This window comes from Comamonas sp. E6 (assembly GCF_001010305.1).
GTDB classification, from domain to species: Bacteria; Pseudomonadota; Gammaproteobacteria; order Burkholderiales; family Burkholderiaceae_C; genus Comamonas; species Comamonas thiooxydans.
Window position 1 is genome coordinate 34386 of the sequence record NZ_BBXH01000015.1, and the last position, 12250, is coordinate 46635.

The following is a 12250-nucleotide window of genomic DNA, read 5'->3' on the forward strand; positions in this document are numbered from 1 at the left end:
ACTTTTTGGACAAACCGTAACCCGCGTCGCCCATATTGGGCGTACCCTCGGGTCCAGTTATTTCCGCATTGCTGTTCATGAGCGCTTTTCACCATCCGCCGCCCGACGCCACCAGCCCCGTACCTCTGGAGTACGAGCGGCGCAGCACAGCTCGCTCTCCTGTGGGGCTGAACCTGTTCTGGCGTACTTTCTGCCTGCTGGCCCTGCTGCTGGTGGGCAGCATTCTGGCCTGGCTCCAGACACTGCGGGCACTGGATTTCGAGCCGCGCACGCTGCAAACGGCCAAGCAAGTGGCCTCTTTGGTCAATCTGAGCCGCGCTGCCCTCGAGCATTCGGATGCGATCAACCGCGTCTCCCTGATCAAGACCATGGCCGACCAGGAAGGCGTGCGCATTCTGCCCCGCGAGCCCGGCGACTCCTTCGAGCTGCTGGAGCAAAACGCCCTTGGCCAGAAGCTGACCGAGGAGCTGACCACCCGCCTGGGCTACGGCACCGTGGTGGCGCGCAGCGTCAACGGAGAGCCCGGCCTGTGGGTTGGCTTCACCATCAACGGCGACCGCAACTGGATGCTGATGGACCAGTCGCGCTTCACTCCCGCCAGCGGCCAGACCTGGCTGATCTGGCTGATCACGGCCGCCCTGCTCTCGCTCATCGGTGCGGCCGCCATCGCCCGCCTGATCAACCGGCCACTCAAACAACTGTCCTATGCAGCCAATCGCGTGCGGGAGGGCGACTTCGACGCCAGCCAGCTCGACGAGGAAGCCGTGACCAGCGAAATCCGCGAAGTCAATATCGGCTTCAACCGCATGGCGCAGAAGCTGGCCAAGCTGGAGCAGGACCGCGCCGTGATGCTGGCCGGCATCTCCCACGACCTGCGCACGCCGCTGGCGCGGCTGCGTCTGGAAACCGAGATGAGCGTCTATGACGATGTGGCGCGCGAGCACATGGTGGCCGACATCGTTCAACTGGACGCCACCATCGACAAATTCCTGGATTACGCCCGCCCCGATCATCGCGTCATGCTCAGCCCCGTGGATCTGCACGCCGTGGTTGCCTCCTGCGTCTATGCCGTGCAGGACCACCGTGAGCTGCAAATCACCATGAACGTGCCCGAAGACCTCTACGTCATGGCCGATGAGGTGGAGCTGGCGCGCGTCATCTCCAACCTCTTCGAGAATGCACGCCGCTATGGCAAGACCCCATCGACCGACACGACCGAGGTGGATGTGGTTGCCAAGGAAAGCGAAAAATGGGTGGTCATCCGCATCCGCGACCATGGCAAGGGCGTGCCGGCCGAGCAACTGGCCAATCTGACCCAGCCCTTCTTCCGCGGCGACACGGCGCGCACGGCTGCCGCAGGCGCAGGCCTGGGTCTGTCCATCGTGGACAAGACGGTGCAGCGCATGGGCGGCATGTTCGCCCTGTCCAATTCGTCGACGGGCGGCCTGGTCGCCCATCTGCAACTGCAGCGCGCCATGGGTGTGACGGCCGGTGCAGCGCCCGAGCAGCGCCTGCAGCGCCCCCAGGTCAAGCGCAATCTGCCGCGCGACAAGAAAGACGATGAGACCGTGGAAGACTGAATCGGCCCGCCTCCATGCACAATCGGCATCGCCTTTCAACCATCTGCCGGAGAGTTCACCATGCAAGCCCGATGCCTGTGCAAAGCCGTTCTCGTCACCGCGCCCGACACCCACGAAGTTCATGTCTGCCACTGCAGCATGTGCCGGCGCTGGGGAGAAGGCCCGGCCTTCACCCTGCATGGCGGCACGGCGGTGCAGACCAGCGGCCCCGTCACGCGCTATGCCTCCTCACCCTGGGCGGAGCGCGCCTTCTGCAGCAGCTGCGGCACCCACCTCTTCTACCGCCTGCTGGCAAGCAACGAGCATTTTCTGTCTGCCGGGCTGTTTCAGGACGCCCAGGGACTGAAACTGGCGCAGCAGATCTATATCGACGAGAAGCCCGGCTACTACGCGCTGGCCAACGACACCCCGACCCTGACCGGGGCCGAGGTGCAAGCCCTCTACGGCGATTCATGACCGGTTTTTACCGCGGCCATTGCGCCGAACGAGGCTAGGCTGTCCGTACCAGCAAGGCCACGGCACGAGCCTCCATGGCCTGCTGCTGACCCACAGGCCCCAGCTTCTCGGCCGTCTTGGCCTTGACGTTGACCTGCTCCACATCCAGTTCCAGCACCTGGGCAATACGCTCGCGCATCTTCTCGATATGGGGTGCCAGCTTGGGCGCCTGAGCCACGATGGTGCTGTCGATATTGCCGATCTCGAAGCCCTTGGCGCGCACGCGCCTGGCAGCCTCGGCCAGCAGCACGGCAGAGTCCGCCCCCTTGAACTGCGCGTCGGTGTCCGAGAAATGGCGGCCGATATCGCCCAGCGCCGCGGCGCCGAACAGGGCATCGGTGATCGCGTGCAGCAGCACGTCGGCATCAGAATGGCCGAGCAGCCCCAGGCTATGAGGCACTTCGACACCGCCGAGAATCAGCTTGCGCCCTGGAACCAGGGCGTGTACATCCCAGCCTTCACCAATACGAAAATTCATAAAAATCCTTGTCAAACCCTTGCTCATAAAGCGCAAGCAGCTATCAAATTAAATACTATCTGTGCCAATCCGTCTTGGACACGGACTTGCCCGTCGCCAAGCCCTGTCGATGGCGAATCCGTCTAGCCACGCGCCTTGCGCTGCAGCAGCACGGCCTCGGCCAGCGCGAAGTCGTCGGGATAGGTCACCTTGAAGTTCTGCGCACCGCCCGGCACCAGTCTCGGTGAGTGACCGGCCAGTTCCATGGCGCTGGCTTCATCGGTCACGGCAGCGCCCGCCGCCTGCAGCGCAGCCAGCAAGGCTGCGATACGGAACATCTGCGGCGTCTGAGCCAGCCATTTGTCGCTGCGCTCCACCGTCTGCGCCACACGCGCCGGACCCGCGCCTGCGGCCTGCTGCTTGAGGGTGTCGGGCAGCTTCAGCGCCAGCAGCCCCCCCACGGCATCGGGCAGGCAGGCATCGATCAAGGCATTGACCTGCGCCGATGCGACCAGACAGCGCGCCGCGTCATGCACCAGCACCCAGTCCTCGGCGCTGGCTCCCATGCGCAGCAACTCCTGCAGGCCGTTGCTCACGGTCTCGGCACGGGTGGCTCCGCCACAGGCAGCAATGCCGAGCCGGGCGTCCGTGGCGCGCTCCTGCCAGAAGCCATCGGAAGCAGAGACCACCAGCAGCACACGGTGGATGCGCTGCACCGCCAACATGGCGTCCAGCGTGTGCATGACCATGGGCTGGCCGGCAACCATCTGGTATTGCTTGGGCAGCTCGGGGGCCGAGGAGTCTGCGGCAATGGCGCGCAGACCGACGCCCGCGCAGGGAATCAGCCCCCAGCAGCGGGGCGCAGATGCAGGCGATGAAGCCGCCGCAGCGTTTGCCTTGTCGTCCGTCATGGACTCAGGCGAGAAAAACCGATCTGTCATGCACAGTATTTTAAAATCACCATTTCGTCCGAAAGCCCGTTAGATCCATCGACGACCTGCTTTCGGCTTGCATCGCCTTGAGGTGTCCCCATTTTGAGTGAATGCGCCGCCAACCATCAGCTCCGCGCTGATTGGGCTGTGAGCCCTGCCTTTGATGGCCGGGCTCGCCCGCTTTCAATCTGTCCCCGTTTTTTTTTGCATCCAGCCCGCGCCTGCGCGCCGCTGCCTGCGCTCGTCTGTGAAAAACCATGCAACTGCCCAAGCTCACCCCCGGTAAACGCTTTCACCTGCCCCGTCCAATTGGCAGCGCCGACGCGCTGCTGCTGGCCAGGCTAGGCGAGCGCGAAAAGCAAGACGGCCGGGTCACTGCCATCGTCACGGCCGATGCCGCCGACGCCCACCGTCTCATGGAAGAGATGGCCTTCTTCGCCCCCGAGCTGCGCTGTGCATTGTTTCCCGACTGGGAAACCCTGCCCTACGACAGCTTCTCGCCGCACCAGGATCTGATCAGCGAGCGCCTGGCCACACTGTGGCGCATCAACCAGCGCGACAAGCAGCATGGCGCCGATGTGGTCATCGTGCCCGCCACCACGGCCCTCTATCGCCTGGCCCCGCCCTCGTTTCTGGCGGGCTATACCTTTGAATTCAAGCAGGGCCAGAAGCTGGACGAAGCCAAGCTCAAGGCCCAGCTCACGCTGGCGGGCTACCAGCATGTGTCCCAAGTGGTCAGCCATGGCGAATACGCGGTGCGCGGCGGCCTGATCGATCTGTTCCCCATGGGCTCGCTCCAGCCTTACCGCGTGGATCTGTTCGACGACGAGATCGACTCCATCCGCACTTTCGACCCCGACACGCAACGCAGCCTCTACCCCGTACCCGAAGTGCGCCTGCTGCCAGGCCGCGAATTCCCTATGGACGAAGAGGCGCGCGCCAAGTTCCGCAGCCGCTGGCGCGAGCTGCTAGAAGGCGACCCCACGCGCAGCCGCATCTACAAAGACATGGGTGCCGGCATTGCCACGGCCGGCATCGAGTACTACCTGCCGCTGTTCTTTGACGAGACGGCCACGGTCTTTGACTACCTGGGCGATGAGGCCACCGTGGTGCTGCATGGGGATCTGGAGCCGGCCTTCCAGCGCTTCTGGCAGGATACCAAGGACCGCTACCGCCTGGTGCAGGGCGACCCCGACCACCCGGCGCTGCCGCCCGAGACGCTGTTTCTCAGCGCCGACCAGTTCTATACCCGCAGCAAGGAGCATGCCCAGCTGGCCTTGCGCCCGGGCACCGAAGATGTGGCCGACAGCGCCATCTTCCAGAAGCTCGAAGACCTTTCCGTGCTGCGCGGAGCCGATGACCCGCTGGCCAAGCTGCAAAAACATATAGCATCCAGCGCAAGCCGGGTCTTGCTTCTGGCCGAATCCGATGGCAGGCGCGAGAGCCTGCTCGACTTTTTCCGTGCCTCGGGTGTCAACCCGCCCGTGTTCGATTCGCTGGCCGAGTTCCAGGCCGATGCCACGGAAAAGGTCGGCATTGCCACCTCCAGCCTGATGACGGGCTTTGCCTGGGTCGAGGAAGGCCTGGACTTCGTCACCGAAACCGAGCTGTTTGCCAGCAGCCCCACAGGCCGCCGTCGCCGCCGCCAGGAGCAGGTCAGCGATGTGGAGGCCCTGATCAAGGACCTGTCCGAGCTCAAGGTGGGCGACCCCATCGTTCATGCCGACCACGGCATAGGCCGCTATCGCGGGCTGATCAATATGGACATGGGCCAGAAGAACCCGGACGGCACGCCCGCGCTGCAGGAATTTCTGCATCTGGAATATGCGGCCGATGCCGTGCTCTATGTACCCGTCAGCCAGCTGCACCTGATCAGCCGCTACACCGGCGTCTCGCCCGACGATGCGCCGCTGCACAAGCTGGGCGGCACGCAATGGGAAAAAGCCAAGCGCAAGGCCGCCGAGCAGGTGCGCGACTCGGCCGCCGAGTTGCTCAATATCTATGCCCGCCGCGCCGCGCGCCAGGGCCATGCCTTCCGCTTCCCCACGGCCGACTACGAGCAGTTTGTGGCCGACTTCGGCTTCGAGGAAACGGCCGACCAGCGCGCCGCCATCCACGCCGTGGTGCAGGACATGATCAGCCCTCAGCCCATGGACCGCCTGGTCTGTGGCGATGTGGGCTTCGGCAAGACCGAGGTCGCGCTGCGTGCGGCCTTTGTGGCGGCCATGGGCGGCAAGCAGGTCGCCTTCCTCGCCCCCACCACGCTTCTGGCCGAGCAGCATTACCAGACCCTGGTGGACCGCTTCTCCAAATGGCCGATCAAGGTGGCCGAGGTGTCGCGCTTCCGCTCGGGCAAGGAGATCACGGCGGCCATCAAGGGCATCTCGGACGGTACGGTGGATATCGTGGTCGGCACGCACAAGCTGCTGTCCGAATCCACGCAGTTCAAGAACCTGGGCCTGCTCATCATCGACGAGGAACACCGCTTTGGCGTACGCCACAAGGAGGCCATGAAGGCCATGCGTGCCGAGGTCGATGTGCTGACGCTGACGGCCACCCCGATTCCGCGCACCATGGGCATGGCGCTGGAGGGGCTGCGCGACCTGTCCGTGATTGCCACGGCGCCGCAGCGGCGTCTGGCCATCAAGACCTTTGTGCGCAACGAGGGCACGGGCGTGATTCGCGAAGCCGTGCTGCGCGAGCTCAAGCGGGGCGGACAGATCTACTTCCTGCACAACGAGGTCGAGACCATAGAGAACCGCAAGCAAAAGCTGGAGGAAATCCTGCCCGAGGCACGCATCGCCGTGGCCCACGGCCAGATGCCCGAGCGCGAGCTGGAGCGTGTGATGCGCGATTTCGTGGCCCAGCGCTACAACATATTGCTGTGCTCGACCATCATCGAGACCGGCATCGACGTGCCATCGGCCAACACCATTCTCATCAGCCGCGCCGACAAATTCGGGCTGGCGCAGTTGCACCAGCTGCGTGGCCGCGTGGGACGCAGCCACCATCAGGCCTATGCCTATCTGATGGTGCCGGACCTGGACGGCCTGACCAAGCAGGCCCAGCAGCGGCTGGAGGCCATCCAGCAGATGGAGGAGCTGGGCTCGGGCTTCTATCTGGCCATGCATGACCTGGAAATCCGTGGCGCCGGCGAGGTGCTGGGCGAAAACCAGAGCGGCAATATGATGGAAGTGGGCTTTCAGCTCTATAACGAGATGCTGTCCGAAGCTGTGCGCAGCCTCAAAGCCGGCAAGGAGCCCGATCTGCTCTCGCCGCTGTCGGCATCCACCGATATCAATCTGCACGCCCCCGCACTTTTGCCCAACGACTACTGCGGCGACGTGCATCTGCGCCTGTCGTTCTACAAAAAGCTGGCCACGGCCAAGACGGCCGATCAGATCGATACCCTGCTCGAGGAAATCGTGGACCGTTTCGGCAAGCTGCCGCCCCAGGCGCAGACCCTGATCGACGTGCACCGCCTGCGCGTGCTCAGCCAGCCCTATGGCGTGGTCAAGGTCGATGCCGCCCCCGGCGTGATCAACATCAGCTTCAAGCCCCAGCCGCCGATCGACCCCATGAACATCATTCACCTGATCCAGAAGAACAAGCACATCAAGCTGGCGGGCAACGAAAAGCTGCGCATCGAAAAAGAGCTGGAGAACCCCAAGGACCGTGCCCAGATGGTGCGCGATGTGCTGCGCAGCCTGGGCCAGCCGCTCAAGAGCGAAACAGCTGTTCATGCCTGACAAGGCTGCTGACAAAGCCAGCAGGGCTATTGAGCCCAGTCCGATGCAGACGGTGCAAGATGGCGGCGGAACCTGAATTTCCGAGCCGCCATGTTTCTTGAAGCCGCCATCGCCCTGCTGGCCCTGTTGCTGGCCCTGCTCTGCCGCCCCTGGCGCATGCTGGGCAGCCGGGCCAGCCCAAGCGGCATGCATGACCCGGTGCTGTCGCCTCTGACCACACCGCTGCTGGCCATTGTGGTGCTGCTGCCCTGGGTCTGGGCGCTGCCTGCGCTGCACCAGATGCCGCTGCAGCTGCGCTGGTCTGGTGCACCGCTGGTCGTACTTTTGATAGGCTGGCCGCTTGCAGTTCCCGTGCTGCTCTCGGTTGGCGCCATAGCTTTTGCACTGGCTCCTGCCTTGGGGCTGGAAGAAGCCCTTGGCATGGTGGTCTGGCAAGGTCTGGTGCCGGCCACGCTGGCAATGCTCTGGGGTGTGGCAGTGCGCCGCTGGTGCTGGCACAACATTTTTGTATTCATTCTTTTGCGCGGTTTTTTGGGCACAGTTCTGTGTCTTTTTGTCGCGTCTCTGGTCGGCCAATGGGCAGGCCATGTGCTGCCCAATGTCAACGAAGACCTCTCGCGCATGGCGCGCTGGCTCATGGCCTGGGCCGATGGCGTGACCACCGGCATGCTGACGGCGGTATTCGTAGTCTTTCGCCCGCACTGGGTGGCCACCTGGTCGGATGCCATATATCTGCAGCCGCCAGGCAATCCTGAAAGCTGAGGCCGTCGAGGCGCATCGTGCTCTACCACTTCAGCTCTGCCACTTTCCCGGCAACTGCGCAAACCGCATCTTTCCCATCCGGCTAAACGCCAAGGCATTTGGCACAAGGCTTGCTCATCATCGGGCTACCGCACCGCTGCCGTCACCAAGGCGGTGCATATCTTGATGAAAGAGGGATCGCATGCTGCTCCAACCCGTTCGCAACATTGTTCACAGCCATATTCGCCATGCCGCTCATGCCGTGACCCGCCCCGCACTGGCCTGCGCGCTGGCGGCGGGCTTTGCCGCCACGGCGCAGGCACAGGCACAGGACGTCTATCCCGAGCGCGCGGTCAAGGTCATAGTCGCCCTGCCCGCTGGAGGCAGCGCCGACATGATTGCCCGAGTCGTGAGTCAAAAGCTGGCCAGCGAACTCAAGCAGCCTTTTGTGGTGGACAACCGCGCCGGTGCCTCGGGCCAGATCGGCACGCCGGCCGTGGCACGTTCTGCCCCGGACGGCTATACGCTGATGGTCTCGCCGGCCTCATTCCTGACCACCAACAAGAGCATTTTCAAATCCCTGCCCTATGACCCCGAGGCCGACTTCGCGCCCATCAGCAAGCTGGTGAACCAGCCCATGGTGCTGGTGGTCAAGGACAGACAGAAATTCCCCAGCGTGGCTGCCGTGGTGGCGGCAGCCAAGGCCGCACCGGGCAAGCTGACCTTTGCCTCCTCCGGCGACGGCAGCCCCCAGCATCTGGCCGCGCTGATGTTCGAGACGCGCACCCAGGCCAAGATGCTGCACGTGCCCTACAAAGGCGGTGCGCCAGCCGTCAACGATACGCTGGCAGGCAATGTGGACATGTTGTTCGCCGTCCTGCCCGAAGCCCTGCCCCATATCCAGGCCGGCAAACTGCATGCCCTTGCTCTGATGGCGCCCAGGCGCGCGGCCATGCTGCCCAACACCCCGACCATGGCGGAAGGCGGTTTTGCCGACCTCAATCTCTCGGCCTGGGTCGGCCTGTTCGCCCCGGCTAAGACGCCGCAGCCCGTGATCGACAAGCTCAACCGCGCCGTGCGCGTTGCCCTGGACAGCGAGATCAAGACCAAGCTGGGTGAAAACGGCATGGAAGTCGCGCCATCGACGCCAGAGCAGCTCAGGCAGACCGTGGCCCAGGACATCAGACTGCATGCCGAGCTGATCAAGGCCGCCGGCATTCAGCCGCAGTAGGCGCCGCCCAAAGCTGCACCAGAGGCAGACTCAGAGGGGAATGGCCAGCCGAAGCCCGCCACAACAGCGGATAATGGCGGCCATCTTGAGGAATGGCGCAGACCCGATCTCCGCCATTCCCCTTTCTGCTACCCCCTCATTCGCACGACTCGCAATGACCGACGCCACCGAATTCGCTCCCGGCCTGATGATCCGCGGCTTTACCGCCCCCCAGAAGCTGGCGGACTACAAGCTCATCGCCTTTGATATGGACTCGACGCTGATCACCATCGAGTGCATCGACGAGATCGCCGACGCCACGGGCAAGAAGGCCGAAGTGGCAGCCATCACAGAAGCCACCATGCGCGGCGAAATCACCGACTTCAAGGACAGCCTGCGCCAGCGCGTAGGCAAGCTGGTCGGAGTGACCGAGGCCGACATGGCCCGCGTTCTGGCCGAACGCCTGAAACTCTCGCCGGGCGCAGAAACCCTGGTCAGGGCCGCCAAGGCCGCGGGCCTGAAGGTGCTGCTGGTCTCGGGCGGTTTCACCTACTTTGCCGAGCATGTGCGCGGCCTGCTGGATATCGACTTTGTGCGCGCCAATGTGCTGGAGATCAAGGACGATGCACTGACCGGAGGCCTGGTCGAGCAGGCCTGGGGCGATATCTGCGACGGTGCGGAAAAGCGCCGCACCTTGCTGGAAGTGGCTTCGCTGATCGGCATCGATGCCAGCCAGTGCATTGCCGTGGGCGATGGCAGCAACGACATTCCCATGATGCAGGCGGCCGGTCTGTCTGTGGCCTTCCACGCCAAGCCGCGCGTGCGCAACGAGGCCAAGGTCGCCATCAACGAAGGCGGCCTGGATCGCCTGCTGGAAGTGCTCCGCTAGTCTGAGACAGATTCGCCCAGCATCAAGCCGCTGTCCCTGCTCCCGGGGACTGCGGCTTTTTTGCGTGCGCTGAGGCGCGGCATTTCTCTGCGGCTTTGCTAAAGTGCCATGCATCTTCCTCAACCCGGTCGAAAGGTCAGAGCATGAGCCAACTCAAAATCGCCGTCATCGTGGGCAGCCTCAGCAAGCAGTCCATCAACCGCCAACTCGGCCAGGGCCTGGCCGCACTCATGCAGGACAAGGCCGATTTCGAATTCATCGATATCAGCCGCCTGCCGGTCTACAACCGCGACTTCGACAACACCCCCGATTTCAAGCCCTTCGACGACCTCAAGCCCCTGATTCGCACCTGCAACGGCGTTCTGTTCGTGACGCCCGAATACAACCGCTCCATCCCCGCATCGCTCAAGAACGTGCTCGATGGCCTGAGCCGTCCCTATGGCCAGTCCGTCTGGGCAGGACTGCCGGCCGCCGTGATCGGCAGCTCGCCCGGCGCAGCCGCCACGGCCATGGCCCAGCAGCACCTGCGCAATGTGCTGGTGTCGCTGGACATGCCCACCCTGCCCCAGCCCGAGGGCTTTGTGCGCTGGTCCGACACGCTGCTTGACGCCGACGGCAAGATCGGCCAGGGCAGCCATGACTTCCTCGTCAAGTACATGACACGCTTTCTCGACTGGGTGCAGTTGCACCAGAAGCGCTAAACCAGTCTTCCTCCGATTCGATAGCATGCCCCGCTCACGCACCAAGCGCTGCAGGGCACTTCATGACTATTTCCCTGCATTGAAGACTGCTGGAACTTTTGCGCATGCAGAGTGTTCCTACAATAGCGTGCGGCCTCATACATCACACAACATCCGGCCGCCAGGCTCTGAGCCCTGTCCTTTTACGGACAGTTTCAGTTCAGCACCTTGAAAATCCAACCATTGACTTTAAATACCATAGCAAGCAAACCTGATGCGACAAGCGTCGCAAGGCTCGCTGGTTGCCTGCACCCTTGAGAAGCAGGCGGCCATCTATGACAACCATGACTGGAAACCATTTCGTGAAGACTTCGTACCGTGCTGCTGCCTCCGTGATTGCCATCGCCATCGCATCGCTGACCGTGCCTTCCCTGGCTCAGGCCAAGCGCATGGGCAGCAGCAAGTCCGTTCGCCCTGCCAGCATCGGCAGCAAGGCGCCCGCTCAGCCCGCACCCGTAGCTCCTGCGGCCGCCGCGCCCAAGGCTGCTGCGCCTGCCACACCCGCAGCCCCCGCCGCAGCGGCAGCTCCTGCGGCTGCTCCCGCAGCTGCAGCGGCTCCTGCTGCTCGTGGCTCCGGCATGATGGGCACCATGGCCGGCGCAGCTGTCGGCGCCGTAGCCGGCACCATGGCTGGCAATGCCATTGCCGGCGCCATGGGTGGCGGCGACAAGGAAGCCGAAGCCAAGAAGGCCAAGGAAGAAGAGGCCAAGAAGGCTGAAGCGGAAGCCGCCGCTCTGCAAAAGAAGCTGGACGAAGCCAAGGCCAAGGCGGAAGCCGCACGCGCGGCCGCCAAGTAATCATCAGCCCGCAACCGGGCTTCAATACAGGCCGGCCAGGAATTCAGACCTGCCGACCTCATTCGAAAAGGGATGCGCTCTGCATCCCTTTTTTCATTCCTTTTTGCGAGCCTCCGGGTGTTTCCAGCCACCGTAAGCTGCCAGCTACGGTGCATTCCTGGCAACAGACAAGGTCTGCAACGCAGACCATACACGGCAGCAGGGCATGCCCAGGCCTGTGGACCCATGAGGCTGGCACACGGCCCCTGCCGATTACGCGAAGCTCGGCAGGACACCGAAGGACACGCACGCATCAAGCGTCATCCGCTCGGCACCTGGCGATGATGGGCCGCCAGATCCTTGTCACACGCGCCAGACCCAAGCCAGAGCCGCCGCACCAAGAATGCAGCCAGCAGCAGCAGGCCCAGCCACACCCGGCCGTGCGACACCGGCGAAAACGGCCAGATCACGGCCAGCACATGCAGCGCAAAACTCCACTGCATGCCGGCCAGCACCGCCTCGGCACGCGATGCAGGCAAGACTGTGGCAAGAAATACGGCCAGGGCGCTAGCCAGCAGATAGCCGCCGGCAACGGCCGCCTGCAGCCGTGAAAGAAGGTAAGCGCCCGCAGGGGCGGCGTTGGATGGAATCATGAAAGGAGGATCGGGATGGTGACCTGGG

The 12250-nt window shown here is 63.7% G+C and carries 11 protein-coding genes; 8 read left to right on the forward strand and 3 right to left on the reverse strand.

Going from position 1 to position 12250, the window contains the following annotated elements:
• Positions 1-77: 77 nt before the first annotated feature.
• Together CSE6_RS14005 and CSE6_RS14010 are read left to right on the forward strand one after the other, a co-directional pair.
• Positions 78-1580 (forward strand): sensor histidine kinase, encoded by a 1503-nt coding sequence (locus tag CSE6_RS14005; protein ID WP_012838069.1) that lies wholly within the window; start codon positions 78-80, stop codon positions 1578-1580.
• 60 nt (positions 1581-1640) lie between these two features.
• Positions 1641-2036, forward strand: a complete 396-nt coding sequence (locus CSE6_RS14010) for a GFA family protein (protein WP_059440772.1) — start codon at positions 1641-1643, stop codon at positions 2034-2036.
• Between the two features lie 34 nt (positions 2037-2070).
• On the opposite strand, the gene ispF is transcribed toward CSE6_RS14010, so the two are convergent.
• Both ispF and ispD read right to left on the reverse strand, forming a co-directional pair.
• On the reverse strand, positions 2071-2553 hold the full coding sequence (gene ispF, locus CSE6_RS14015; RefSeq protein ID WP_003070287.1) for a 2-C-methyl-D-erythritol 2,4-cyclodiphosphate synthase: 483 nt from the start codon (positions 2551-2553) through the stop codon (positions 2071-2073).
• A gap of 122 nt (positions 2554-2675) precedes the next feature.
• Positions 2676-3443: a 2-C-methyl-D-erythritol 4-phosphate cytidylyltransferase gene (gene ispD / locus CSE6_RS14020; RefSeq protein ID WP_059440773.1), complete on the reverse strand. Its 768-nt coding sequence runs from the start codon at positions 3441-3443 to the stop codon at positions 2676-2678.
• 278 nt (positions 3444-3721) lie between these two features.
• Here ispD and mfd point away from each other — a divergent pair, with 278 nt between their 5' ends.
• The 6 genes from mfd (at position 3722) to CSE6_RS14050 (ending at position 11590) form a co-directional block, all read left to right on the forward strand.
• Positions 3722-7213, forward strand: coding sequence for a transcription-repair coupling factor (gene mfd, locus CSE6_RS14025; RefSeq protein ID WP_059440774.1), 3492 nt, complete (start codon positions 3722-3724; stop codon positions 7211-7213).
• A gap of 90 nt (positions 7214-7303) precedes the next feature.
• Positions 7304-7975 carry a hypothetical protein gene (locus CSE6_RS14030; RefSeq protein WP_059440775.1) on the forward strand — a complete coding sequence of 224 codons (672 nt, stop codon included), beginning with the start codon at positions 7304-7306 and terminating at the stop codon, positions 7973-7975.
• 181 nt (positions 7976-8156) lie between these two features.
• Positions 8157-9185 carry a tripartite tricarboxylate transporter substrate binding protein gene (locus tag CSE6_RS14035; RefSeq protein ID WP_059440776.1) on the forward strand — a complete coding sequence of 343 codons (1029 nt, stop codon included), beginning with the start codon at positions 8157-8159 and terminating at the stop codon, positions 9183-9185.
• Positions 9186-9339: 154 nt separating this feature from the next.
• Positions 9340-10053, forward strand: a complete 714-nt coding sequence (gene serB, locus CSE6_RS14040) for a phosphoserine phosphatase SerB (RefSeq protein WP_059440777.1) — start codon at positions 9340-9342, stop codon at positions 10051-10053.
• Between the two features lie 143 nt (positions 10054-10196).
• The gene (locus tag CSE6_RS14045; protein ID WP_059440778.1) at positions 10197-10754 is read left to right on the forward strand and encodes an NADPH-dependent FMN reductase; all 558 of its coding nucleotides are present in this window, start codon (positions 10197-10199) and stop codon (positions 10752-10754) included.
• A gap of 314 nt (positions 10755-11068) precedes the next feature.
• A complete protein-coding gene (locus CSE6_RS14050) occupies positions 11069-11590 on the forward strand; it encodes a hypothetical protein (RefSeq protein ID WP_054074056.1) in 522 nt (173 codons plus the stop codon).
• Between the two features lie 299 nt (positions 11591-11889).
• Here CSE6_RS14050 and CSE6_RS14055 read toward each other — a convergent pair whose 3' ends face one another.
• On the reverse strand, positions 11890-12222 hold the full coding sequence (locus CSE6_RS14055; protein ID WP_059440779.1) for a DUF3649 domain-containing protein: 333 nt from the start codon (positions 12220-12222) through the stop codon (positions 11890-11892).
• Positions 12223-12250 lie beyond the last annotated feature (28 nt).